The sequence below is a fragment of the Pararhizobium capsulatum DSM 1112 genome (assembly GCF_030814475.1).
In the GTDB taxonomy this organism is placed as follows: Bacteria; Pseudomonadota; Alphaproteobacteria; order Rhizobiales; family Rhizobiaceae; genus Pararhizobium; species Pararhizobium capsulatum.
The window spans coordinates 12,619-38,151 of the sequence record NZ_JAUSVF010000004.1 but is presented as its reverse complement, the minus strand read 5'-3'; the positions used below and the strand labels follow the sequence as shown (position 1 = coordinate 38,151).

The 25,533-nt window shown below is 56.9% G+C and carries 20 protein-coding genes and 5 pseudogenes; 14 read left to right on the top strand and 11 right to left on the bottom strand.

All coding sequences use genetic code 11. The features are described from left to right. The first annotated feature begins 231 nt into the window (after positions 1-231). Positions 232-1,509: a cation:proton antiporter gene (locus QO002_RS28530; RefSeq protein WP_307236359.1), complete on the top strand. Its 1,278-nt coding sequence runs from the start codon at positions 232-234 to the stop codon at positions 1,507-1,509. A gap of 157 nt (positions 1,510-1,666) precedes the next feature. On the opposite strand, the gene QO002_RS28525 is transcribed toward QO002_RS28530, so the two are convergent. The 3 genes and pseudogenes from QO002_RS28525 to QO002_RS28515 all read right to left on the bottom strand — a co-directional run bounded on the left by QO002_RS28525 (position 1,667) and on the right by QO002_RS28515 (position 3,284). Beyond that, positions 1,667-2,251: a hypothetical protein gene (locus tag QO002_RS28525; protein WP_307236356.1), complete on the bottom strand. Its 585-nt coding sequence runs from the start codon at positions 2,249-2,251 to the stop codon at positions 1,667-1,669. A 159-nt stretch (positions 2,252-2,410) separates the two neighbouring features. Next, positions 2,411-2,530, bottom strand: coding sequence for an ABC transporter (locus QO002_RS28520; RefSeq protein ID WP_307236295.1), 120 nt, complete (start codon positions 2,528-2,530; stop codon positions 2,411-2,413). A gap of 166 nt (positions 2,531-2,696) precedes the next feature. Continuing rightward, a pseudogene (locus QO002_RS28515) lies at positions 2,697-3,284 on the bottom strand (L,D-transpeptidase). 173 nt (positions 3,285-3,457) lie between these two features. Between QO002_RS28515 and QO002_RS28510 the strand changes: the two are divergent. The 3 genes and pseudogenes from QO002_RS28510 to QO002_RS28500 all read left to right on the top strand — a co-directional run bounded on the left by QO002_RS28510 (position 3,458) and on the right by QO002_RS28500 (position 5,472). After that, on the top strand, positions 3,458-4,213 hold the full coding sequence (locus QO002_RS28510; RefSeq protein WP_307236354.1) for an SDR family NAD(P)-dependent oxidoreductase: 756 nt from the start codon (positions 3,458-3,460) through the stop codon (positions 4,211-4,213). Positions 4,214-4,295: 82 nt separating this feature from the next. Then, positions 4,296-4,871, top strand: a pseudogene (locus QO002_RS28505) (ABC transporter ATP-binding protein); the annotation flags it as partial. Between the two features lie 208 nt (positions 4,872-5,079). Then, positions 5,080-5,472: a hypothetical protein gene (locus QO002_RS28500; protein WP_307236352.1), complete on the top strand. Its 393-nt coding sequence runs from the start codon at positions 5,080-5,082 to the stop codon at positions 5,470-5,472. A 342-nt stretch (positions 5,473-5,814) separates the two neighbouring features. On the opposite strand, the gene QO002_RS28495 is transcribed toward QO002_RS28500, so the two are convergent. Continuing rightward, complete coding sequence (locus QO002_RS28495; protein ID WP_307236350.1) at positions 5,815-6,684, bottom strand: LysR substrate-binding domain-containing protein; 870 nt, start codon at positions 6,682-6,684, stop codon at positions 5,815-5,817. A 118-nt stretch (positions 6,685-6,802) separates the two neighbouring features. On the opposite strand from QO002_RS28495, the pseudogene QO002_RS31160 reads away from it, so the two are divergent. From QO002_RS31160 to QO002_RS28465, 5 genes and pseudogenes are all read left to right on the top strand, one after another. Next, positions 6,803-7,584, top strand: a pseudogene (locus QO002_RS31160) (IS5 family transposase). A gap of 52 nt (positions 7,585-7,636) precedes the next feature. Then, on the top strand, positions 7,637-8,059 hold the full coding sequence (locus QO002_RS28480) for a tautomerase family protein (RefSeq protein WP_307236348.1): 423 nt from the start codon (positions 7,637-7,639) through the stop codon (positions 8,057-8,059). 184 nt (positions 8,060-8,243) lie between these two features. Beyond that, a pseudogene (locus tag QO002_RS28475) lies at positions 8,244-8,468 on the top strand (IS5/IS1182 family transposase); the annotation flags it as partial. Next, positions 8,465-8,845, top strand: a complete 381-nt coding sequence (locus tag QO002_RS28470) for a hypothetical protein (RefSeq protein WP_307236346.1) — start codon at positions 8,465-8,467, stop codon at positions 8,843-8,845. The pseudogene QO002_RS28475 and the gene QO002_RS28470, both read left to right, overlap by 4 nt. A gap of 291 nt (positions 8,846-9,136) precedes the next feature. Next, complete coding sequence (locus tag QO002_RS28465) at positions 9,137-11,419, top strand: PBP1A family penicillin-binding protein (protein ID WP_370878623.1); 2,283 nt, start codon at positions 9,137-9,139, stop codon at positions 11,417-11,419. A 594-nt stretch (positions 11,420-12,013) separates the two neighbouring features. On the opposite strand, the gene QO002_RS28460 is transcribed toward QO002_RS28465, so the two are convergent. Next, positions 12,014-12,691: a glutathione S-transferase family protein gene (locus QO002_RS28460; protein WP_307236647.1), complete on the bottom strand. Its 678-nt coding sequence runs from the start codon at positions 12,689-12,691 to the stop codon at positions 12,014-12,016. Positions 12,692-12,764: 73 nt separating this feature from the next. On the opposite strand from QO002_RS28460, the gene QO002_RS28455 reads away from it, so the two are divergent. Beyond that, a complete protein-coding gene (locus QO002_RS28455) occupies positions 12,765-13,823 on the top strand; it encodes a LysR family transcriptional regulator (protein ID WP_307236344.1) in 1,059 nt (352 codons plus the stop codon). 256 nt (positions 13,824-14,079) lie between these two features. Here QO002_RS28455 and QO002_RS28450 read toward each other — a convergent pair. Continuing rightward, positions 14,080-14,682 (bottom strand): annotated as a pseudogene (locus tag QO002_RS28450) (alpha/beta fold hydrolase); the annotation flags it as partial. A 71-nt stretch (positions 14,683-14,753) separates the two neighbouring features. Next, the gene (locus QO002_RS28445; protein WP_307236342.1) at positions 14,754-15,440 is read right to left on the bottom strand and encodes a hypothetical protein; all 687 of its coding nucleotides are present in this window, start codon (positions 15,438-15,440) and stop codon (positions 14,754-14,756) included. A 526-nt stretch (positions 15,441-15,966) separates the two neighbouring features. Between QO002_RS28445 and QO002_RS28440 the strand changes: the two genes are divergently transcribed. After that, on the top strand, positions 15,967-16,533 hold the full coding sequence (locus tag QO002_RS28440; protein WP_307236339.1) for a BA14K family protein: 567 nt from the start codon (positions 15,967-15,969) through the stop codon (positions 16,531-16,533). Between the two features lie 216 nt (positions 16,534-16,749). Here QO002_RS28440 and QO002_RS28435 read toward each other — a convergent pair whose 3' ends face one another. Both QO002_RS28435 and QO002_RS28430 read right to left on the bottom strand, forming a co-directional pair. Then, complete coding sequence (locus QO002_RS28435) at positions 16,750-17,712, bottom strand: DUF2950 family protein (protein WP_307236338.1); 963 nt, start codon at positions 17,710-17,712, stop codon at positions 16,750-16,752. A gap of 24 nt (positions 17,713-17,736) precedes the next feature. Then, positions 17,737-19,146, bottom strand: a complete 1,410-nt coding sequence (locus QO002_RS28430; RefSeq protein WP_307236336.1) for a DUF3300 domain-containing protein — start codon at positions 19,144-19,146, stop codon at positions 17,737-17,739. 129 nt (positions 19,147-19,275) lie between these two features. On the opposite strand from QO002_RS28430, the gene QO002_RS28425 reads away from it, so the two are divergent. Further along, positions 19,276-19,620, top strand: a complete 345-nt coding sequence (locus QO002_RS28425) for an MFS transporter (RefSeq protein ID WP_307236334.1) — start codon at positions 19,276-19,278, stop codon at positions 19,618-19,620. On the opposite strand, the gene QO002_RS28420 is transcribed toward QO002_RS28425, so the two are convergent. Next, positions 19,614-20,027, bottom strand: a complete 414-nt coding sequence (locus tag QO002_RS28420) for a BA14K family protein (protein WP_370878622.1) — start codon at positions 20,025-20,027, stop codon at positions 19,614-19,616. The genes QO002_RS28425 and QO002_RS28420 overlap by 7 nt on opposite strands. A gap of 671 nt (positions 20,028-20,698) precedes the next feature. On the opposite strand from QO002_RS28420, the gene QO002_RS28415 reads away from it, so the two are divergent. Beyond that, positions 20,699-23,770, top strand: a complete 3,072-nt coding sequence (locus tag QO002_RS28415; protein ID WP_307236330.1) for a bifunctional diguanylate cyclase/phosphodiesterase — start codon at positions 20,699-20,701, stop codon at positions 23,768-23,770. Positions 23,771-23,940: 170 nt separating this feature from the next. Here QO002_RS28415 and QO002_RS28410 read toward each other — a convergent pair whose 3' ends face one another. Beyond that, positions 23,941-24,072: a hypothetical protein gene (locus tag QO002_RS28410; protein ID WP_307236328.1), complete on the bottom strand. Its 132-nt coding sequence runs from the start codon at positions 24,070-24,072 to the stop codon at positions 23,941-23,943. A gap of 149 nt (positions 24,073-24,221) precedes the next feature. Here QO002_RS28410 and QO002_RS28405 point away from each other — a divergent pair, with 149 nt between their 5' ends. Beyond that, positions 24,222-25,520 (top strand): glycosyltransferase, encoded by a 1,299-nt coding sequence (locus QO002_RS28405; RefSeq protein ID WP_307236326.1) that lies wholly within the window; start codon positions 24,222-24,224, stop codon positions 25,518-25,520. Positions 25,521-25,533: the final 13 nt, after the last annotated feature.

Sequence of the window (25,533 nt, the reverse complement as noted above, 5' to 3'; positions counted from 1 at the left end):
GATCAGGTTATCTGGCCGAGGGGGGGCAGCGACAATGCATGCATTGCGCCGAGATCGGGAAAATGGCAAAATTTGTCTTCACGCCCGTTGCGCACTCGCCGTTTCGGCCCTATCGGCAGGGGTCGTTGTTCGCTGTTACCCTTGAATAACAAGACCTGCATTGGCCAGGTGTGTTGTAGCACTGCTTACGTGTAAGCGTATCGCCAATCCGATACAATTCACGGAGCGGTCATGGACCCTTACATCATAACGCTGAGCATCCTGGGGATCGTCATCCTTTTGACCGCATGGCTGCCGATGGTGTTACGGCGGATGCCGTTATCGTTACCGATTTTGTGCATCGTCATGGGCATGCTCCTGGCCTGGTCTCCGTATCCGCTGCTGCCGCCGTTCAATCCGCTGGAAAACCGGGAATTTACGGAACGGATGACCGAAATCGTCGTCATCGTCGCGTTGATGGGCGCCGGTCTTAAAATCGACCGACCGATCGGCTGGCGACGTTGGAGGACAACCTGGCGACTGCTGGGAATCGCGATGCCACTCACGATCGCCGCGATTGCCTGTCTCGGGTACTCTATACTTGGCCTTGGGCTCGCGTCTGCCCTTTTGTTGGGCGCGGCGCTGGCTCCAACAGATCCGGTTCTTGCCAGTGATATCCAGGTTGGACCACCCCGGAGCGGGATCGAAGATGAAGTTCGGTTTGCGCTGACATCCGAGGCCGGCCTGAATGACGGATTGAGCTTTCCCTTCATCCATCTCGCCGTAGCTATCGCGTTGGCCGCCAAAGACGGTTCAGAAGTCTTTCAGCACTGGGCTGCCGTCGATATCGTATGGCGGCTTGCAATCGGGGTGGCAGTGGGATGGGGGGGCGGAAAACTGTTCGGTTGGCTGGCGTTCAAGATCAGCGTGCGAAGTCTGTCGCGGACCAAAGACGGGTTTGTCTCTCTGGGGATAACGTTCACGGCCTATGGAATCACGCAGCTCTTGGGCGGCTACGGGTTCCTCGCCGTCTTTCTGGCTGCGGTGGCTTTCCGTCAAGCGGAAAGAGAGCACGACTTCCATCAGCAGCTCCACGACTTCGCGGAGCAAATAGAGCGGCTTTTAATGATGGTTCTACTCGTCTGTCTTGGAGCCATTGTAGCCAGCGGACCATTGTTCGCAAACATTGACTGGAAGATCGTGACGGTAGCCGTCCTGACGCTCGTGATTGTCCGCCCTGTTCTCGGTTGGCTCAGCCTGATGGGCACGGGTCATACGCTTGGCGAGAGCATGATCATTGCGATATTTGGGATTAGAGGTTTGGGATCGATCTATTACCTCGCCTATGCGACCGGGCAGGCCAACTTCGACAAGGTTGAGACTGTTTGGGCCACTGTCCTCTTAATTATACTCGCTTCCATCGTGGCTCACGGTTTGGCGGTCACACCGACCATGCGATGGATAGATAGAAAAATGGCGCACGCCCGCCGAAGGGGTGCCTTGCCGGCAGGGCCTTTGGGCGAACGATAGAACTCAGGCTTGGCGGGCCTTCCGGTTTGCATAGGGGCGATCGCGTTCGGCTTTACGGGCTGCATCATCTTCCTGTCGCCTCGAGCGTCGACGACAACGATGTCGCCCGGGGCTTAAAGGGAGGCGGGCATCTGCGTTCTTGGATGCCCGTGCGCCATCAACCTGTGTTCATTTCCCGGAGCTTTGTAATGAACTGTTGCGGCCTTAGCCAGATGCCGGGCGCCTTGTAGCCCATATGCCGTGCGATATCCGCAACAAAGGCGTTGCAATTATAAACCGATGCCTCCCAGTGATGGGATTTTGCCTGCAGTTTGCGTATATACGCAATTGTGTCTCTATATTCATCATCAGTCAGCATCACGCGCCAGCTTGCCGACCTGTACTGCTCTTCCAGGTCACCGTCTGTTGCTCCGGTCGAGGCCTGAACGGGTATGAAGTGGCCGACGACATAGGACGCGGCATCAGGAGAAGCTGGGGCAAGTCCTGCGACTTCGGGATTGATCATATTTCCGTTCTTATCCGTCCGGCCGAAAACGACATAGGTGTGGCCGTAGGTGAGCGCATAGCGGGAGCGGAACTCGATGAAATACCGATTTGATTTGTTTTCGGCCGCATTGGTTGGAGCGAGGCCCCTGCCGTTGGACGTATAATGCGGTAACGGTCTTTGATCTTCTGTCTGGCACGATGATAGAACAACCGCCATCACAATAACTAGCGGCACACCGCCTCTTCCAAGCGCCATTAGTAAGCTCCAGATGCAGGCCCTGACGAACACGAGCCCGAAGTCAGCATTAAGTCCACGCGTGCGCTGTGAGTTGCGAAGAAGCACAAGCCTGGCGGTTTATGGTGTACGAAGAGGAAGGGTCAACGTGACCCTTCCTCAAGTATCAAACGCGGTATGCTACTTGTAGACTGCTTCCGCCGGCGGTGGGGCCTTCCCCTTGCCTTTGCCAATCGTCCCACAAGCGCTCAGATTGGCCACGGCAACCATCGCAACGATCACGAATAGAATTCTGCTTATCATGAAGTCCTCTTCTCATAATGGGATAGCTTTCGAAGGCTACACCTTAAAGTTTAGCGACAATCAGCACCCTGAATAGGGCAGATATGCATGAACCATGCAACGAATCTACACTAGCAGATGCATATCAAAATACTCAATCTGGCGATTCAAATGGTAAACAGCGTCAGATAACCACCACGCGTGTACCAACACGAGCTCGAGAGTAGAGGTCGAGAATGTTCGCATTCGTCAAGCGAATACAGCCATTCGAAACTGCGTGGCCTATCGACCACGGAGCGTTCGTTCCGTGCAAGCGGAACAAGGTGTCTTGTCCGTTCTGGTAGAGATAAAGGGCCGCTGCACCGAGAGGGTTGAGTGGCCCTCCCGGTACCCCATCGGCATACTTCGCCAGCCGGGGCTTGCGCTCAATCATGTCTTCGGTGGGCTTCCACGAAGGCCACTCCGCCTTGCGGCCGATGGTGGCCTCACCCTTGAAACTCAGTCCTTCCTCTCCGACGGCAACGCCGTAGCGGGTCGCTTGTCCACCCGCCTCCACAAGGTAAAGGTAACGGCTCGCCGTATCGACGACGATAGTTCCAGGCGGTTCCCTGCCGCTATACGCAACCTCCCGTCGTCAATAGCGGGGATGGATGTCCGGATCCATCGAAAATGCGTAGCGCAATGGCGGCCTATCGTCCGAAGCGCATCCAGAAAGCATCAAAGCCAGGCTACCAAGCACGAGCCCGCGGCGTGTAATATGTGGTCTGTCCATTCCCACCTGCCAAGTGATTCGGTCGATCCCGTTCATTCCTAGTTAGACTACGCCATCTTTTGACAAAACCGGCAACAGCTGGGTGATACCATGCCCTTCCATTTATCCGTAAAACCTTTGCATCAACAATCGTGCTCTGATCGAACATTAGCACATCAACGGGGGCCGAAACGATGAAGCTTTGCCTGGAAGGAAAGGTTGCGATTGTAACGGGGGCAGGTTCGGGAATTGGTGCCGCCGTTTCCCGGCAACTCGCTGACGAGGGGGCCGAGGTTGTCGTTGCCGATATCAATGCGGAAGCGGCAAACGAGATTGCTGCTGCGATCAGGTCAGAGGGAGGCCGCGCCCGTGATTTTGTCGTCGATGTCGGCGACAGTGACAGTGTCCAGAGACTTGTCGATTTTGCGGTCGAGACCTGTGGCGGTTTGGATTTGGCGGTGAACAACGCCGGAATTGATGGAGTTCGCGCGCCAGTCGGAGCCTATCCGCTCGACAATTGGCACAAGGTGATGAATGTCAACCTCAACGGAGTTTTCTATTGCATGAAGTGCGAAATTGCCGCGATGCGTAAGCTGAGCGGCGGCGCAATCGTGAATATGTCTTCAACGCTCGGTTCCGTTGGATTGCCCACCGCAGCGGCATACACCGCAGCCAAGCACGGGGTTGTCGGACTGACGAAAGTCGCTGCGATGGAGTATGCAAGATTCGATATTCGCATCAATGCTGTCGGTCCCGGCTGGATTGAAACGCCACTTCTGTCAGAGCATATCGAGGCGGCGAGTACGCGACGCGCGGCATCACTTCAACCGATGGGCAGGCGTGGAACGCCGGAGGAGGTCGCGGCTCTCGTGTGTTTCCTCCTGTCCGAGCAGGCCAGCTTCATCACGGGGGCGCACTATCTGGTGGACGGCGCCTATACCGCTCACTGAAGAAGAACCAGGCGCGCAAATCGACCCTCAATGGCGTGTTCAGGTGTGAAGACGCGACCTCGCGCATTCTGAGCTCAGTTAATTGCTGCGCTCGATTGCCGGCCTTGAGAGCATCACCTCCGGCGACCTCGTCATCGACGGTGAGCGGATGAACGCCGTCGCTCCCTCCAAGCGCGGCATCTCCATGGTGTTCCAGTCCTATGCCCTCTGTCCGCACATGACCGTCTACGAGAACATGGCTTTCGGCCTGCGTATCGCCGGCACGCCGAAAACCGAGATCGATGCACGGGTGCGCAAAGCCGCCGAAATCCTGCAACTCGACAAATACCTGCAACGGCAGCCCAAGGCGCTTTCGGGCGGGCAGCGGCAGCGGGTTGCGATCGGCCGGGCGATTGTGCGCAACCCGCGCGTCTTTCTCTTCGATGAGCCGTTGTCCAATCTCGATGCGGCGCTTCGCGTTGCTACGCGAATCGAGATCGCGAAGTTGAAACAGAGCATGCCGGATGTGACCATGATCTACGTCACGCATGACCAAGTCGAGGCGATGACGTTGGCGGACCGCATCGTTGTCTTCAAGGACGGTCGCATCGAACAGGTGGGCACGCCGACTAACCTTTACCGGAAGCCCGCGAGCCTGCAGCTAAAAATAGGCGGACCGCGAAAGTGCAAAAAACCAAAGCGGTTGGGTCACGCTGCGTTTGGGGGCACCCATGGTTGTTCAGAAACGATGCACATCTGTATGACAGTTTTGTGAATGTCGAGGGCGGCCTTTTCTTGTCCGTTTATGAGTTTTACGTGAACAACGGGTTCAGATCGAGTTCATAGCGAAACGCTCAAAGTCCATCATCACCTCGAAAGGATGGACTATGAAAAAGATGATTTCAGCACTCGGTGCGGCCGCCATCGCGGCAATAGTCGGATTGACGTCGGTTTTTCCGGCTTCGGCAGCCCCGATCGCACCGACGCGCGTTCAGGTCACTTCCGATGTAGATCTCGTCGAGCACCGCCACAGTGACAATGGCAAGTCGGAATGGAAGAGGCGCCACAACAATCGCCACGACCATGCGGAGCGCCGACATGACCGGAGGCACTATCGCGCAGAAGGGCGCCACAATCGTTGGGACGACCGTGCCGAGTGGCGTCATGAACGTCGCGGCTACTGGCACGGACACCGCGGCTATCGCGAATACCGTCGAGGATACCGTCGCCATAACGACGGCTATTACTACTCACTCGATGTGTTCCAGCTTTTTCTTTAGGCTTATCCCACAAAAAGGGCGGTAGCCACCTCGAAACAGCTTCCCAACAGGAAGAGTAAGCCTGCCAAGAAACTTGCTGCCGAGACGACTGACTTCATACGAAGAAGACGCTGATGCGGGTACCGCCATGGTGGAGAACGGAAGCCCCGCCTCCTTCAAATTAAACTTCGGCGACCTGCAGCCCCGAAAAGGTAGCTTTGCGCCTGCTGCGGTCAACATTGCTTCTTCGTGAAAGCAGACGTAGCCGGCGCACGTGCGGGAGGCGGAAGCGGCGTCCGCCGATACTCGCGGCAGGGGGTGGTCGCAAAACCTGTTGCGCAGTTTTTTCAATAGAACACAAGCCTAACCGTCGGCTATCGCCTCGATGAGCAGTGCCTGGAACTTCGCAACGGCTGGGCTCTGTTCGACGTCTGAGCGGTGCAAGGCGAGTTCGATACGGCCAAGAGCTGGCAGGCCGGATATGGCGGGATCGAGGACGCACAGATGCGACGGTACACCTTCGGCGGTACGCAGGGTGACGCCGAGACCGGCAGTTACCGCGGCCCAGAGTCCGCCAAGACTGGGGCTGGCGAAGGCATGACGCCACTCGATCTCATCATGGTCGAGTGCCTGAAGGGCAGCACTGCGAAACGCGCAGGGCGAATCGAAAGCGATCAGCGGCAGCGGCTCGCCTTCGTCCCGTTTAAAACCTTCGAGCCCGATCCAGACGACGTGCCGTGTAGAGATGATCTCAGCCTGGACGTTGCCCATTCTGCCCCACGTCAAAGCGAGATCAAGGTCGCCGCGCGCCACGCCTTGCGCCAGGTCTGAACCGCGATCGACGCGGGCTTCGACGCGCACCTTCGGATGGGCGCGGGCAAAGCGGCCGAGGAGGGCCGGAAACCATGTCTCGGCGAAATCCTGCGGCAGACCGATGCGTATCCAGCCCTGCATCGCTGAAAGACCGGTCATGGCGCTGCGGGCTTCGTCGTTGAGCTCGAGGATGCGCTTGGCGTAACCAAAGAGAATGTCGCCAGCCTCCGTCAGCGCCAGCCCACGCCCCTGCTTTTGGAACAATGTCTGGCCTGCCTGTCCCTCGAGCTTACGCAATTGCAGACTGATAGCCGATGGCGATCGGCCGAGCCGATCGGCGGCCTTGGCAAAGCTACCGAGATTGACCCCGGTCACGAAGGTGCGCAGCACATCCATGTCGATGTTAACCGGCAAAACCATTCTTTTTTTCCAAACTATACATTCAATAAATCAAAATTTTCAAAACTAGGTCCTGTTGACAAAGTGGGTTTGCAAATCACCTGAAGCATGATTCAACGCTGTCTTTTAGGAGGCTGCTTTGGCTCGTGGCGATCTTTCGGATGTCGAATGGCGGATTATTGAAGGGCTTTTGCCTGCGGAGCGCGGACGAAAATCCCGTCCTGCCCATGATAATCGGCGCTTTCTAAACGGGATGCTGCACGTTCTGCGCGTCGGATGCCCTTGGCGGGATATGCACGAACGATACGGCAAATGGAATTCGGTCTATGTCCGTTTCCGGCGATGGGCTGAGCACGGCGTTTGGGATGCCCTTCTGGAAACATTGGTCGGCCTTGGCCTGACTGACGACTGGCAGCACATGATCGATAGCACCACAGTTCGCGGCCATTCGCAGGCAGCGGGCGCTAAAGGGGGACTCATAAGGAGGCTTTTGGTCGATCACGCGGCGGCTTTACGACAAAAATCCATGCCAGAGCGGACGGTCAGGGACGCCCTCTTGGCTTTATCCTGACGGGTGGCGAGACCTCGGACTACAATGCCGTTCCGGCTCTGTTGGCCATGCCAGTCAACAAGCCCAGGCTATTCCTGGCAGATAAGGGGTATGACGGCGACTCTATCCGGGAAGAGCTTTTGATGCGCGGCATCCGTCCCGTTATTCCGCCAAAAGCGAACCGGAAGAACCCGCCTGCCTGTGACTACCGAGCATACAAGGATCGCAATCGTATCGAGCGGATGTTTAATCGTCTCAAGCAGTTTCGCAGGATCGCCACCAGATACGATAAGACCAGAGCTTCCTTTGAAGCCTTCCTCGCGTTGGCTGCCGCAAAGATTTGGCTACCCTACTTTGTCAACAGAACCTAAGTTGCAGCAGTAATCTGCTCCCGTTAACGCATCCAAAAAAAGGAAAACGCACATGCCCTTCGTCCATATCCAGGTTGCCGGAGCTCATATCGGCACGGGGGAAAAGCAGCAACTGCAAAAGCAGGCCACCTCCTTCATGGTCGATATCATGCGAAAGCGGCCGGATGTCACTGCTGTTTTGGTCGATGTGGCCGAGCCTGGCAGTTGGGCGATCGGCGGCGAACCGGCAACGGTAGCGGCCCATCTCGATGTCAAGGTGACGCGCGGCACCAATACACATGAGGAAAAGGCACGGTTCGTCGCCGAGGTGGCGGCAATGTTCAGGAAAGTTCTGGGGCCTGATCTGCCGATTGCCACCTATGTGGTGGTCGATGAGATCGAGGCTGACGCATGGGGCTATGACGGCGTGACCCAGGAAGAGCGGCGCCTATTGCGTCCGCAGGCTGACGCTGCAGAAACCGCCCGTACCGCATAACGCTTTCAACACCTCCCTACAGTAAGACGGTGTTAGAAGGGGAAGACGATTTGCAGGCGAGCTACAAAGTGCGCAATGGCTTGAGAGCCAATATCTTTTCGGATGGGAATTTCAACGCGCATGTTGGGGTTGTTTTTGTTGCCGGGGAAATTTGAGGATCCTTTTTACACCGAGGATGGCGGATGGTCGCCGCTCCGCCATTGACGGGCGCACGACGCGCCATTCCGGCTATGGGTTCAGCTTGCGTATCCTCAAGCGCATCGAGGAGGCGTTCGGCTGGATCAAGACTGTCGCGGGGCAGGACTAGACGAAGTTCCGTGGTCGCGACCGCGTCGGATGGGCCTTCACCTTCGCGGCTGCCGCCTATGATCTGGTGCGGTTACCGAAACTGATGGCGGTGCCGTCATGAGCGCGGCCTCGAACTGCCGCCTGATTGGCCGCTGGCGGATCGTCGAGGCCGATCTATGGGATCGGGATTATCTCGACCTGGTTGAACCCGCCACGATCACCATCGGAGCCAATGGACATGGAGAAATCGCCTTCGGTGCGATGCAAGCGGGCCTCCAACTCGGCTACAGCACGTCCATGGTCTCCTTCACTTGGGCCGGATGCGACGAAATGGACGAGGTCTCGGGTGACGGTCATGCCGAATTACTCGACGATGGCGCAATCGAGATCGCGTTCGCTTATCACAATGGCGACGAGGCCATCCTGAAGGCCAAGTCAGAGACTTCTTCAACAGCCTGCAAGGAACGTCGGCGCGACCGCGCGCATCCTCAAATCTGAAGAATGCGACCGTTGGAGCGTTGCGACCAGGTATCCAGAAGTCCAGTCTTCGGGCGGTTAATATGCAAGGCATCCAGCGTTTCGGAATTAACTCCAGCACTCTTGTGGTGTGAACAGGTCGCAGACGTTTCCGACGGCTGCCATTACGACCATTGCCCAACCGCAAGAATGGCAATCGTTTCGCAGTGCCTCCCTTCACTACCTCACGTCCAGCGCTAGATTGTGACTACACAAAAGAGCGGCAGGAATGTCGAGCACGATGAAGTCTTCAAAAGCAAAGGCAGTGGCTTAGTGCCTGACACAGGGAAGGCGGACAATCCGCAGACAAATTCCGGGAAAGAAGAACCTTCGCCTCGCGCGGAGGCCGACGCGTCTGCAGATTCCTCCGAATTAGAGAATGAAGCTCCAGACTTTCGACGAAGCGGGCGTGCCGTTCGCGAACTCGCCTGCGCGTTGCGCGACGACCTTGGCGCGATCTGGCGCCGCGCTAGCGCTTGTCATTTGCAAGCGCTTGGCCTTCTAAAGGAACGATCAAAGACCCTCGAAACTGCGCAGTTGCGGTCGAAACTTCAAGGGTTGCTGCGGCGGCTTGGCGCACACGCCGGCAGCAGTTGGTCACTGGTTTCTGGGGCTTACAACAAAGCAGACTCCCAGCGATCGCTGAAATGGGGAAGATGGCGATCCTGGCGCGCTGCTTTCGCTTTGGCTTCGCTGAGCTGTTTTCTAGTTCTGATCGGCATTTTTTTCTGGGCTTTGAAGGACATTCCTTGGCGAGAGATCGCTGACGGATCCCTAAAGCCGACCATCGTGCTCGAAACAGCGAACGGCGAGCCATTGGTCCGACAGGGACCGTTCCAAGGCTCCTATGCAAGCTATGACGAATTTCCTCCGCATCTAGTGGATGCGGTCCTCTCGATTGAGGATCGGCGTTTCCTGGATCATTATGGAATTGACCTGAAGGGAATATCGCGCGCAATTATCCGAAACTTCCAAGCCGGCGAAGTCGTGCAGGGCGGTAGCACGATCACCCAGCAGTTGATCAAAGTCCTTTATCTAGAAACTGACCGGACTGTGAAACGCAAGCTCCAGGAATTGGTTATTGCTTTCTGGCTGGAATGGAAGCTCAGCAAGCGCGAGATCCTGGAACGCTACTTGAATGCCGTCTATCTCGGCGCTGGCGCCACGGGAATGCCGGCGGCGGCGCGCATATATTTCAACAAAGACATTGGCGCTGTGGACATCAGAGAATCGGCAATGCTGGCAGGTCTCCTCAAGGCTCCGAGCCAGCTGAATCCGATCGACAATTTCGAAGGCGCAAAACAACGCACCGTAACCGTATTAGACGCGATGGTTGAAAACGGTAAGCTGAGTGTGGATGAAGCCATGGTGGCAAAAGCGGAATTTGCCGCATTGCAAGTGACGAGTCCTACACCACGTTCCGGCAGTTGGTTTGCAGACTGGGTTTCCGGACAAGCCCGCGAAATCGCGAGTTCCTCACCCGGTTCGATCACGGTGCGCACCACCCTGGTGCCGCCCCTTCAACGAGCTGCGGAGAAAATAATCACCCGTGTCCTTGACGAAGAGGGGAAAGCGCTTGGCGTATCGGAGGCGGCGTTGGTGGCAATGACACCGGACGGAGCCGTTCTCGCGATGGTCGGCGGACGGGACTACAAAGCCAGTCAGTTCAACCGGGCAGTCACGGCCATGCGACAGCCGGGCTCCACGTTTAAACTATTCGTGTATTATGCGGCCTTGAAGAAGGGCTACAGTCTGCGTGATAAGATTATTGACAGGCCCATATCGATCGATGGCTGGTCTCCGGAGAACTCCGGGGGTGGTTTTCGGGGCCGTGTTTCAGTCGCGGAAGCCTTTGCGCGTTCCCTCAACGCTGCTACAGTGGGGCTTGCACAAGACGTTGGCATTGAGAACGTCGCTGCCGCCGCCAAGGAGCTTGGCATAGACGCCCCCCTTACGAAAGGGCCAGCTCTTTCGCTTGGAGCGTCGGAAGTCAGTCTGCTGGACCTGACGGGCGCATACGCATCGGTGCGCGCCGGAATTTCACCTATTGAGCCGTGGGGTATGATCGATTTTCAAGCAGAGGCACAACCCCGTGCCTTTCGTCTCGGGCCACTAGTCAAACCGTGGGTGGATATTTCGGAGTATCAACGTGACCTCGTTGCACTTCTCCAACTGGTTGTTGAACGTGGAACCGGACGGGACGCCTCTCTGGGGGTGTTTGCGGCTGGCAAGACCGGTACAAGCCAGAATAACCGGGACGCTTGGTTTGTCGGCTTTACCGAGACATTGGTCGCCGGTGTGTGGGTCGGTAACGACGACGGAACCCCAATGAAAGGCGTAACCGGCGGCGGTCTACCTGCCCGTATATGGCGGGAGTTTATGGAGGTCGCCATGACCCAGTCTTCGCCTCGTACCGATAGCGAAGAACAGGCAATAACGGCCGGGCAGGGGCCCGCCTGCAATATTCGTGCATGCTTGCGAAACTATCGCTCGTTCCGCTCCTCGGACTGCACCTATCAGCCCTACCGTGGCCAACGACGGCTTTGCGAAAAATAAGTGGCTTGAAGGAAAGATAAATTTCAGCTGTGAACCGGGCGTGTTTCAAGTGGTGTTGACCTTTCTAAGCCCGAAGAGACGCGCGAGCAGATCGCTCTGATTGACGGACCAAAGGAATTCGAAGGATTCGCCGGAAGGCAAGTGCCTCACGTTGTAAGCAGGCGTACTTATTGGCTTCCGCCAAGCGACCATTCTGTGCTCTGCCGCCATAGCGACAACCCTCGCCATCTAGGGCGTGAACGAACAATTAGCTCTCCGTATCGAGTGGACCGAGCAGGTTCTGAATGGCTTCGAAGACCGTGTGCACGACGGCCGTGGTTTCAGTCTTTAGGTTCGTCCTCGCCGTGACTTGTTATCCAGCCAAACGGCGGACAGGCCGACGTCGGTGGGGCGTTTGCACGCTACAAGCCAGCTTTCCCATCTGCTGGCTTGACAGGAATGGCGGTTACGCCCGGATATTGGCCAAGATGTGTTGCTGCCGATCTGGAGTCGAGTGCGGCGATATCTGCCAGAAGGCCGGATCGGATCTCCGGTGCAACGTAATCGCCAGTGATCATCGGCACGGTTTTCATCCTGTGCTTGGTGGTACAATCCTTATCCAATTTTCTCCTGTTGGCCAAGAAGCGTGCTCATATAACTGTTCTGGCCGGCGAGAAAGACACGCAGTTTTTCGGGATAAGTGTTGCAAGCCGCTACCTGTACGCTTGGTCGTTCGGACAACGCCCGGCGCCAATCTTGAACTTTCGGCAAGTCCTTGACGATTTCCAAGTCGACAAAGGTGTCGAAGACATCGAAGTAGCGAAAGACAGGCGCGAAGGCGGCATCGACAAGGGAAAAATCCGAGCCGGAAAAGTACGGCCCACGATCCAGTGTTGCTTCGAGTTGTCTAAGACGTGCCTTTAACCCAATGCTAGCAGCGATAAAGCTGGCTTCATCGGGTGCCGAGTATAACCGCCAGATATCGTTTAGGACAGCAGATCCGAACTCGATCCAGCCACGATGGCGCGCGCGCTCGAATGGATCTGATGGATGGAGACGCGGCGCAGTGGTTTCATCCAGATAGTCACAGATAACCGCGGATTCAAAGAGGACGCGGTCATCGACCTTTAGAAGTGGTACCTTGCCGAGAGGAGAAATCACCTTGAACCAGGCGGGCTTGTTGGCAAGATCGATATCGATGCGCGTGAACGGGACGTTCTTTTCGGCGAGTGCAATGGCGGCCCGCTGCACGTAGGGGCAAAGCCCATGGCTGATAAGTTCCAGGCGAGACATAAAAACCTCCAGATGAAAATTCGAAGCGTTAACCGGCACGCACCCGGCGATGAAACGGAAGCAAGAGAATCCTTTGACGCCCGACGCCATCGTGGCCCCGGTAATGAGAAAAGTGCCATCAGCTAATCCGCAAATCCATCGTCGATTTGGCAAAGCGAATTTGCAATTTTGCAAGTCAGCCTGCATGAACCTGGATGTTAAAAGGATTAATCACTTGTCTCAGGAGCTCGCCATGGACGACTGGAACGACCTGCGCCTGGTGCTGGCGGTGGCCCGTGCCGGCAGCCTGACAAAGGCCGCCGAACTTTTGCGTGTGAACCATTCGACGGCGTTTCGCCGCTTGAGACATCTGGAGGACGGAATGGGCGTCCGGCTTTTCGAACGCCTACCAGGTGGGACCTATCGTCCCACCGCTGCGGGGGAGCGTGTGTCGGCGGCAGGAGAACGTATCGAAACAGAAGCGGCGACAATCGCGCGCGACATTGCAGGACGCGATCTGAGCCTAACGGGCCGCCTTCGCGTGACCTCTTCCGAGACGCTGGCATACCGTCTACTGACGCCCGCAATAGGTCGTTTCCGCGATGCCCATCCTGACATTATGATCGAGCTCGCCATCGACAATCGAGTGTTGAGCCTGTCCCGACGTGAAGCCGACCTTGCTCTCCGTGTCACCCGACCGCGCGAAGGCGACCTTTATGGCCGCAAGCTCTCGGACATTGCATGGACCGTTTACGCAAGAAGAGACCTGGCGGCGAAAGTGGGAGTTGGACCCGATAAAATTACCCAACTGCCGATTATTGGTTGGGAAGAGAGTATGAGCGACGTCAATGCAGCGGAATGGATCAGCAGCCATGTGCCGAATGTGAATATCGGCTACCGAACTAATAGCGTCGTAAACCAGCTCGTCGCCGTACGTGCTGGCATCGGTGCTGCCGTCCTTCCCTGTTACCTCGGTGATCCAGAGCCGGACCTAGTGCGCATTATCGACCCCGTGCCAGAGCTTGTTCGAGAACTCTGGATCGTAACTCATACGGATTTGAAGAATACTGCCCGTATCCGAGCTTTCTTTGATATTGTCGGTGAAGACCTTTTGGAGAAAAAGGCGCTTCTGGCTGGGATCCGAGTTGAGTAACCGTTCAGACCGATGGTTCGCCCACTCGAGTGCGGCGATGGTTCTGGTTTGGCATGAATAGCATGAGCTCGCTGTCCGAGATCGAGCAACGCCCGGCGCCGATGGGAAATCGTCCCGGACCGCGCCAGCCGATTGGCATGTCGGAAGACGAGATGGTGCGTTACCCCGCATTCCTGAGCCCTGTGGGACGACCTCTGCCTGCGAAAGGCCACCCTCTTTCGAGCGACGGCCTTTTGCAGATTGTGGCCGACATGACCTACCGTGCAGCTTCTTCGATGAGATCGGCCACGGCCTGGGGCTGGGAGACCATCACAACGTGGGATGCGCCTTTGACGACGACGGTGTGCCTGGAGCCGGCGCGTTCGGCCATGAAGCCTAGTGCCTTGGCCGGGATGTTCTTATCGCCATCCCCATAGATGAAGTAAGATGGCAGCGCCTTCCAAGCCGGATCTCCGGACTTCTCCGTCAAGGCGGCTTCGGTGATCGGGCGTTGGCCCGCGGCCATCAGGGCAGCGTCGTCTGCTGCGACATCATGGGCGAACTGATCGTGGAACTTGGCTTGGTCGATGGAGAGATCCACGCCACCATCAGCAAGCTTTACAGGAGCAGCAAGGGCCTGCCCGAGCGTGCCACCGGGGAACTTGCCTGCGAGCTCTGCCGCAGCTTCACCCGCTTCTGGAGCAAAGGCGGCCACATAGACCAGTGATTTCACATTCTCGCTGCCTCTGGCGGCGTTCGTGATGACCTGGCCCCCATAAGAGTGCCCGACCAGCACCACCGGCCCCTGGATGCTTCCGACGATAGCGGAAACATAAGCAGCATCACCTGACACAGTGCGTAGCGGATTGGCGGCGGCAATGAACGGGGGCCACTAAGCCATTCGCTAGACGATCCAGTCGTTGATCTGGACGCTGTCAACCGACCCGATGCCTATTTCCCACCTTCGTATCCTGATTTGAACTCATCGACTACGTCAGTGATAGGTTTTGTGACGCCGTCCCACCACTCGCTTACCTCGGATGTCGCCTGGCCCACCTCCTCGCCGACAATCCGCACGCTAAGTGGCTTATTCTTCGCCAAATATTCCTCATGCATAGTAATGCGCGCGTGGAAGCGGTCTGCACATTCACGCAACTTGGCCTTTGAGTTTGAGAGATAAGGTTGCCACTGCCTAAAATCAGAATAGGCCTTCCGCCACTTATCATTGATGTCTTGGGTGAAAGTGTCGCTGTCGGTTGAAACCAAGCTGACCTGGTTGAGACAATCTATATCCGCCATCCTTTCAAACACAGTCGATTGGAGCGGAAAAGTGTTCTGATGGCGCAGAAGAACATGGTCGAGCACCCGATTGCGAAGAGGGTTGAGCGGGTATTGCTTGTCAAAGGCCGATTGTCCCACATTTGCGGAGATGACCAGATCGATAACCTCTTTGCTTTTTTTGCCGTCAGGGTCTGAGGACGCTTCGATCTTTTCGACGTTGCCGATAAATTCACTCAGTTTCGCATCTTGTTCCACTTGTACCGCCTGCCTTGCGATACGATCATGAACCAAACTGACAGTGAGGAGCCCAGCAATTCCCACTACAAGCGCAATAACCATAACGTGTTGACGGAGCATATATCGTCCCTCCGGTTTATCGAACGCGTGGGCTTATTTTCGTAACGTCGTGGTTATCGGCATACAAGACAAAAATGTCGCTGAACAGTCCCGCGCATGCTTCCATGTCAGTTCCTTTTACGAGGCGACCGGATGGCAAAACGCAGCACTCCATTCACCTCTTTCTCGCCGACTGAAGGCTTCGCGACCGGTGGATCGACAATGGGTACGCATAGACCATCAAAACCTGGCCGGAAGGCCGTACACCTAGCTGGTTGCGCGGCAAGACTATTTGAGGGGCTGGACCTACGTGGCGTCGAAGCCGCCGGCGTTTTTTATACCTGATACCAACTGAGTAATGGTGAGGTTAGCAGGTTAGCAAGACCGCCCATCACCCAGTGCTCGTGACCGGCACACGGCGTTCCAATTCCGTGCTCACGCTAGGCTCAACAATTGCTGGACGAGGAGGCAACTTGGAAAGGAAATACCGAGGGGTAGGTGCAGAGATCAGCCAATCACAATTGAGTGACTAAGTTGGGCCGGAACGATGCGAGGCTTGAAACGTTTGCCCATCGAGAGGCAGTATTGGCCTCTGCAAGGCAAAGTGGTGAAGCAAATGAGATTGCTCGCAATCATTGGGCTTTCGCTGACAACTGCATTTTCAAGCGTTGCGCCAGCGCACGCCTTCCCGGCTGTTGACGGCCCTAAGCTGCAGAACTCTGACATTCAGGTTATCCGCAATCGTGGGAACTCACGGTATGCGCAAGGCCGAAATTACTACCGCCGCTCAATGGGAATGAACAGGTGGAGTGGGAATAACGCACGGCGCTATAGTCAGTACCATGGAGGCTACAGACGCTATTATCCCCGTCATTACTACAATAATTATAACAACTACAACAACTATGGCGCCCCGTGGGGCAGCTTCGGCACCGGTGTTATCGTGGGCGGCCTGTTAGCTCATCCAGGCTACTATAACTACTCCGAGCCGGGATACTATGGGGACGGTTCCCACGCAAACTGGTGCCACTCGAGATATCGTTCGTATCGGGCCTATGACGATACGTTCCAGCCGTACTATGGACCGCGGCGCCTGTGCATTTCGCCGTATTAGCCGGACGGGTAGTCATCAAGCCATTTCTGTAAATCCGGCTCGCTGATGTCCGCGGCGCTCCAGAGGAATAATTCCGTCCCGAGATTTTCAGCGATAGGTGCCGGCTGGCATAATGCCCGGCCCCGCAAATGCGGAGCCGGGCATTACAGTTCAGCTATTTCTTGTCGACCGCGGCCGCTGTCTGGTTCTCTCCCTTCTCGCGACCGAGTCACCGCGTCAGTCCTCCACGATCTGCCAATCGTCGTTCGGATTGAAGGTTTCGATTTTCGACGCGATTTTCGACGTGTCGTCGCCCAGATCGGCTTCATAGACGATGCCGTTCTTGTTGACGACGAAGGTCTTGACCCCGGTTATGCCATAATGGACGGGCCAGGCCACGAGGCCGAAACCGGCGATCATGTTGCCGTTGATGACATAGTCATAAGCGCCCCCGGCAATCGCGTCGCCTTGTCGGGTGAGGATCTTGTAGCGGTAGCCATTGAAGCCTTCGCCTGCCTTGGCTGCCTTGAGCGCATCCCCGCCGGCAAGCGCTGCGCCGGCCGGGCTTTCCTCGCCGTCGAACGCCTCGGCTGGCCAATAGAGGCCGTCCTGGGTGCCCTCGGTGCTGATTATTTTCTGCGCATATTCGAGAACGCCATCGCCATCGTGATCGGCAAGGGCATATTGCTCCTGTGCTCCGACATAGTCGCTGATGGTGTCGATGGTCGAAAGTTCATTTTCTCCAACCCGGCGATTTGCGACCTCCTCAAGCCCGACAAAGGTATCGAAGGCCCATTTGCCGTCGTCACCCTTGGAGATCGGGAAGGGGAAAGGCCAGCGCTCGTTGCCGATTTCCAGAACCTTGCGGTTGTTCACATCCGTGAGATCAAGCTTTTCCTTCAGGCGGGCTTTGATGTCTTCGTAGGTTTCCGCCACGCCACTGGCCGCCTTGGTTTTTGCGGCATCGAGACCGAGCAGGGCGGCGAGCTTGTCGATATCGCCACCTTCGACGGTCGACTTGAACGCCGCGACAGCCTCTTCGGGGGTGGCGAAAGTCGGTGGTTCCTGTTTCGACGCGAAGTCCGAAATGGACATATTGTCGTCAGCGGTCTGCGCGTTGACAACCGGTACCAGCGTTGTGCCTGCAAAGACTGCGGCGCAGGCCAACGTGCGAAGAATAGTTCTGTATTCTGTTTTCATCGTCGTTTCTCCTTTGCGCCCGAATTACCGGCGACGTCCGCCGCCACCGCCATGTCTCACCACCTTATGACCGCCACCACCGCGATGGCCGCCGCCCATCGACTGTCTGCCGCGATTGGATGACATGTTCGTTTGGTGGCGATTGCCTGGATTGCCGAGCACGGAGTTGTTTTTCGGGGAGCGATTCTGGGTACGAGCACCTGCCTTTGGCTGCTTGACCTGCCGGTTGACTTGCTTGTTCGAACGGTTTGCCCCCTGTGAAGCTTTTGGACGATTGGCACCAGCGTTCTGTGCTTTGCCCGGCCGCTGGTTGGCAGCGTTCTGCCCCTTGCCCGGTCGCTGATTTCCGGCATTAGCGCTCTTGTTGCGAGCACGATCCGCATCGACCTTGCTCTTGCGAATGTCGTTTGTGGTAACCTTAGGCCGATTGTTGGCGATGGTGTTACCGCCGTCGCGACGCAAATCCTTTGCCTTGACACCGATGTTGTTTTCGCGATTTCCCTTGAAATCGTTACGCATCTTGGTGCGATCGATATTGTTGAACTGGTTCTTGTCGAACTTGATCTTGGAACGGTCGACATTCTTCCAGTCGACATCACCCATCTTGAACTTGTCGCGATCTATATCGACGTTGTTGAAGCAGTTGTCGCAGTCGATATCGACATCGCCGCCGCCCCAGTTTCCGCCCCATACACCCCAATCGTCCCAATCGACCGCTGAGGCCCAGATTGCACCCGTCACCGCGCCTGCAAAGAAGGTTGCCGTCGGGTAGTAATAATTGGGGTAGGGTTCAGGATAGTAGCTGATCGGAGCCGGAGCATAGCTCGGTTCATAGAGCATTTGCGGCTCGTATTGCGGCACGTAGACCTTTTCGGGGTTCGTGGACTGGATGACGACATTGTCGCCCTCATTGACGACGGTAATCTTGTCGTCACTCTTGATGACGTTGTCGGCGACCGCCTTGTCGCGCAGCGTCTGTATGGCGATCAGCACATCCTTCTGCTGATAGGTGAGGGCGCTGCCGAGCGACTGTGTCCACTCGAGGTCGTCGCTCATCATCTTGACGACCTGGGGGTAATTCAGAAGGGAGATGACGCTGCCGTCCCAGCTGTCCTTGGGCTTCAGGTCCTTCTTGGCCTTCGATTGATCGAGGAACCGCTGCGCCTCCACGATCTGCAGGGGGAAAATCGAGGCGGAGGTGATGACGGCGACCAGCTCGTCCGGATAGAGGGCGATGCGGGCGACGAGCACCTCCAGTTCATCTTCTGTCAGAAGATCGGGCGTGTCTGCATCAGCATCTGCGCTCGGGGCAGCTGCTGCGGCCTGGGTGTCCTGTGCCCTGGCTGCGGGGATTGAAATCGGCGCAGCTGCGACCGACAGCAAAAGCGCTGCCGTGCCGAGTGAGCGTCCGATAAGGCTGAAAATGTCTGGCATGCTATCAACTCCTAATCCGTGGATTCTGAATGCACCTTTTTAAGTCATGCGTCGATGGGCGAAACCCTGCGGCGATTGCAACAATGGATGCGAAGTATTTGTTCCCGCATCTGGGGGGCGGGAAGGGTGATGGCGGTCGGATCGATAGGTTCGGCGCTGACGGCGATCTCGTCGGGACCGGTGGTTTTCGCAGTATCGCTCACGCTGATGCAGGTGGTCTCCGCCGGGGACCTCTATTCGAGCGCCTTCACCGCAATCGTGCAGGCTGGAGGCAGGAAATCGCAGACCGCGATCGTCCGTCTCACCTTGATTGCGGGTTTGGCCTCGTCCCTGTTCTGGCCACTTGCGACATGGATGCACGGCTGGATGTCCTGGCGGAAAGTCTTGCAGATGTACGCCGCCATGAACCTTCTCGCCTGCCTGATCGACAGAGATCACATAGCAAGCGCGCTTGAACGTGAGCTGCTTCAATAATACGGGGAAATGCACTGCTGACGCGGACCATTGTAGGGCTGGAAGCTGTTGTCGTAGGCACTATACGAACGATAGCGCGAGTAGCACCAGTCAACGTGGGCCGAGGCTGAATTCGAATAGGCCGGACGCCGTGGCGACGCAATCGATCCACCGATGATAAGGCCTGTTCCAAATGCTGCGAGTGGATACCACCAACCGTCACTATGCTGATGGTAGCCGTTCCGACTATAGCGATAGCCCCTGTAGCCGTTGTGATAGCCGTATCGTGTACCAGTGCTGTAACGTGTACCGTTGTAGCGGCTATATGTGCGTGCGTGCGGCGGGCCACCGGAGTGACCCGGCTTGTGGTGAACCAAGTCCACGCCCTGAGCGCTCAAATCCGGCACCTGTATCTTTAATGCAGGCATCGCTTGGACTGGACCCACACCAGAAAAAGCCGTGACAACCGCAGTTAGCATTGCACCAATCTTCTTCATCCCAATCACCCAACTTTTTTCCGTCGTTCATTTTGGGACGCTTGGCATGAACCCAAGATGAATGTGGCGATAGTGACGGGGTGCACCGTAACCGGGCCCGAAGGGCGCAGTCTACGCGATACCTCCCGGCACTAAGGAGCAAGGGCGGATTTCACCAGCAGTGCCGTAAATCAACGCGCGCAAAAAAGCAAAATTGTCCTGGCGTTCGGGCAACGGATGGCCAGTGACAGGAAACGCAACACCGGTGCGCCAATGACCGAAAATGGCGGAAGCAGTTGAAAAACTCCTGTCTTAATTGCACTGCAAGCATAATTCCGAAGCTGGCAGGGAGATGGTTCATTCGCCAAGGCCTACCCCCTTCGGCCCACTCGCTGGTATGACGGAACGATTGCGGAGGTTCCTCAAATAGGTCTACAATTCCCAGCGCCTACCTCGGCACTTGGATATTAGCCGGAGGAATTGAAACACAACTCGCCCAGGACGCGGCTCAGCTTGACGAGGCGGTTGGTCAAGCCGAAGGAGCACTGCACCCGAGGGTCAGTTTTGGGTGGAAGCCAACAAATAAGGCCTGAATTTCTCAGCGTGCAACCAGGGAGTCGTCTATGGCGGACTGGAACCTTGCAGATGCCCGTCGGTGGGCCGACCGGGTAATACCCGACGTTGTGAGGCTGGCCCGGTTCAAGTATTTCGGCCGCTGGGAAATAGCCGTCGCGCTCTTTTCGCTGGCGCTGGTCGCTTTGCTCTGGACTTACTCCATCGACCGCGCGCGCTACGAACTGAAGCAGACAACCGACACGGCGGTCAGGCAGGCGCACACGCTGGCCCGGGCGCTGGACGTCCAGACTACCACGACGCTGAAGAACATCGAGCTCGCCCTGGAGCTGGTTGCGCGCGACTATATGGCGGGCAAGAAGGACTTCCAGCTCAACGAGTCGCTCGCGACCAAATTGATCGACCGGAGAATGTCCAGGGAATTGGCCATTCTGGATGAGCGCGGACAGATCGTGCTGACTGTCAGCAAGGTCCAGGATGCCGACATGAGCGGCCGCGAATACTTCACAACGCTGCGCGACACCCCCGCCCTCGACCTCTATGTCGGCAAGCCAATACAAAGTCGCAGTACACAAAGATGGGTGATCCCGGTGGCACATCGCATCGACGGGCCTCGGGGCGAGTTCAAGGGCGTCGTTGTCTGCGGCGTTGATCCATCTTATTTCATCGACTTCTATAACCGCGAGGACCTGAAGCAGAAGGGCGCCATCACGCTGGTGGGCACGGATGGCTTCGTCCGCGCCCGGCGCGCGGCAGGCGGGGATAGTTTCGGCCAAGATGCGCGTCCTTTGCTCTACTCGAAGAAAGAGCCGACGGCGGACATCGTTTACAAGAGCGGCATCGACCAGATTACCTACTATCTCAGCTATCGCAAACTGGCGAACTACGATCTGATCGTCACAGTTGGCCTCTCGGTGGACGAAACATTGGCCGAGGTGCGCGGCCGCCTGCGCGGGTACCTTTACCTTAGCATTGCGACAACCACCGGCCTTCTGGCGTTCGGCGCCGCGATCGTTGTCGTGTCGGTGCGTCGCCGCTTGGAGCAGGAACGGACGCAAAATCAGGAACTGCTGCGGCAGGCCATTCTCGACAACATATCCGAGATTGCGTGGTTCAAGGACGCGCAGTCGCGCTTCCTTGCGGTTAATCAGGCCCTAGTCAAGCTGTGCAATCGGCCGCTCGATGAAATCATCGGAAAGACCGATGCCGATCTCTTCCCGGCGCACATCGCTGAGGCTTACAAGGCAGGCGATGTCCGCGTCCTGCTCGAAGGCGGAAGCAGTGTGACGGAAGAAAAGATCGCGCTCGCTGACGGAACGACCCAGACGATCGAAACCATCAAGACCCGCGTCCAGGATGTCGACGGCCGGGTGCTCGGCACGGTCGGGACCGCACGCGACGTCACGGCTCGCCTTCTGGAGGATAAAGAAAGGCGCCTCGCCGCCAAGGCTTTCGAGAGTCTAGCCGAAGGCATCATGGTGACGGACAAAGACAAGCGCATCGTATCTGTCAACAAGGCGTTCAGCACGATCACGGGGTACGCCCCCGCAGAAGTGCTGGGGCTGTTTCCGAGGCTACTGCAATCGGGGCGGCAGGATGCCGCGTTCTATGAGGCCATGTGGAAGGACATCGACAGCACCGGGTTCTGGCATGGCGAAATCTGGGATCGGCGCAAGAATGGGGAAATCTATCCCGAACTGTTGAGCATCAGCGCTGTCATTGATGATGGCGGAGAGGTCAGCCACTATGTCGGCGTCTTCACGGATATCTCGTCGCTCAAGCGCTACGAGGAGAGACTGCGTTATCAGGCGCAGCACGATGCGCTGACCGGCCTCCCGAACCGGTTCCAGTTTCAGGAGCGCTTCAATGGAATGCTGGTCCGTGCCAACCGGCAAGGCACGCAGGTCGCGGTGATGATGCTGGACCTGGACCGGTTCAAGCACGTTAACGATTCGCTGGGACATGCCGCAGGCGATCAGCTTCTGCAGCAAGTAGCCGAGCGGTTGACGTGCTGCGTGAGGAAAGGCGATGTCGTGGGCCGGTTCGGCGGTGACGAGTTCGCCGTGTTGCTGGAGAACATCGACAGCGTGCAGAGCACGGCCGGCATCGCGAAGGAGCTGTTGAACGCGTTTGCGTCGCCCTTCTCTCTTTCTGGGCACGAAATCTTCGTTTCGAGCAGCATCGGCATTAGTTGCTATCCGGCCGACGCGACCGATGCGGAAGACCTGCTGAAAAATGCTGATGCAGCAATGTACCGAGCCAAGGCGGATGGGCGCAACAGTTACAAATTTTTCGACGCCGACATCAATGCGCGTGCGATGGAAAACCTGCTGATAAGCAGTGCCCTCCGGCTGGCACTGGAGCGCGACGAACTGGTTTTGCATTACCAGCCCCGTGTGAATCTGAGCACCGGAAAGATCAGCGGAGTTGAGGCCCTGGTCAGGTGGCAGCATCCCGAACTGGGTCTGCTGCCGCCGCTGCGTTTTATCCCCATTGCCGAGGAAACGGGGATGATCGAGGCCGTCGGGGAGTGGGTGCTGAAGGCAGCCTGCCGCCAGATGCGTCAGTGGCGCGACTCCGGCCTGGCGTTGGAGAGCGTGGCGGTCAACCTCGCCGCGCGGCAATTCAGCCGGCCCGACTTCTCCGAGCGCATTGCCGACCTCCTCGAGGAATGCGGCCTGGAAGCGCGCTACCTGGAGCTCGAATTGACGGAATCGATGGTGATGCGCGAGCCGGAACGTGTGGTGCAGGTGCTGCGCGAGCTGAAGAGTATGGGCGCCACGGTGGCCATTGACGACTTTGGCACCGGCTATTCTTCGCTGAGCTACCTCAAGCGTTTCCCTATCGATTTCCTCAAGATCGACCGCTCCTTCATTGCCGACATCCCGGACGATGTTGACGACGTGGCAATCACCTCGGCCATCATCGCGATGGCGAAGAGCCTCGGTCTGCAACTCATTGCCGAAGGCGTCGAAACGCAAGCGCAGAGCGATTTCCTGCGGCGCCTGGGCTGCGACCACGGGCAGGGTTATCTATTCAGCAAACCCGTCCTGGCGGGGGAAATAGAACGGATGCTGCGCAGCGAAAATACCAATGACGCCCAGGCCTATTTGAGCACCTAAACACCTAACGCTAGTGTATCGGGATAAAAAGTCACATGTGCAAACGGGCGGCTATTGAAAGCATTTGAAGCCGTCCGAGGAGACACCAGGCGGCTTCTGCTTTTCGAGGCGAGGGCCTCCGGTCGCGTCGGCAGCGGCATCGTCCATACGGGGCGGTACAGGGCCGCGCCTCAAAAAATGCCAGCCAGACGGGCAGCGAAACCGTGCCCGTGGGGGCCACCGGAATAGACGTCCTCATATGCGGCCAGAAGCGCCGGTGCGAGATCCACCGCTCTGACCTCCGCTTCTTCGAAGCGATCCATGGGCCAGCGCTTCGCATCATGAATGCGATCCGCACGTTCGGATGAAGTTCGTCAAATATCTTGCGTCGGCAAGGTGAAAATATAGGTATACTGTTGTTTCAATAGTTCGCAGGATATGGATTCAACCAATTCAACATCGTCGAATTTTGATGGTATCCTTCGGTACCCGCGGCGATATCCGGCCGCTCTGTCTGCTGGCCGTCGCGCTGAAGGGCAATGGCCATGACGTCGCGATCGTCGTCAATGAAGAATATGAGAGCCATTGCAAGTCGTTTGGGATTGAGACGATTGCAGTCAGATCGCTCTTTGATCCACAGGCTGACTCAAGAATTATAGAGAATCTTAATTCCAATCTTGGGAAAACAACCCAGCGAGTTCTTTCTAAAATAGTGGAACGCCTTCGAGCAGTTCAAGTCGGTTTATTCTCAGCAATGGAGGTTTGCTATAAGCACGTTTTAACCTCGGACCTCGTTATTTACAACACGTTCGCGTTCTTTGTTGGTGAATTGGCTCGCGAACTAAGAAAGCCAGCGATACATGTTTCCTTCCAGCCACTTCTACCGAGCCAGAAACATATACTTTGTCTCTTAGGTGGTGCACGGCGTAGTGCCTTCGTCAACAAGTCATCCTATCAGATAGCACGCGCCATCCCGCTGTTGCTGCAGCGGGCTTTCCGGACATTCCGCGCCCAATATGGAGTAGGAAACCGCCTGCGCGGCTGGACTAACCCGCTAACGCTCGGAATAGATTCGTCGGTACAATTATTGGCCTTCAGCGCCGCGCTCAGTCCCGATCCAGGCGACTGGCCGTGCGAGACCACCATGACAGGATTCTGGTTTGATAATATTGCGAGCGACAAGGAGCAGCTTCCAGCGAAAGTTTGCGCCTTCCTGGATGCGGGGGAACCGCCGATTTACGTAGGGTTCGGTTCAATGTTTTGGGGAAAGCGCCACAATACGCAGGTAGTCCTCAAAGGGCTGGAAATGTGGGGCGGTAGGGCGATCATTTCCTCGGTCGGAGAAAGCTTGAACCTGCAAGGAGGCCTGGCGCCGAACATTCTCGAAATCAAATTTATCGAGCATTCGCGGCTTTTTCCGCATGTATCAGCCGTGGTTCACCATGGCGGCGCCGGAACAACAGCGCAGGGCCTTCGATTTGGCCTGCCAACCATTATCTTCCCGATGATCGGCGACCAGTTTTTCTGGGGTCGCCGTGTTGCCGCCTTGGGGGCGGGGGATGCACCCATTGCCTTGAAGAACGCGACGCCGAAACTGTTTGCCTCACGCGTCAGAACCGTGCTTGCCGACACATCTTACAGGTCTGCCGCAATGGAATTGTCGCGTCAACTTCAAGAGGACGCCGGCATAGATGTTGCTGTGGAACGCGTCGAACAAACCCTCGCGATCTACCCAGTGATGCGGCACGACCTGCACCACCCAGACTGTTAGTGCGGAATTAGTG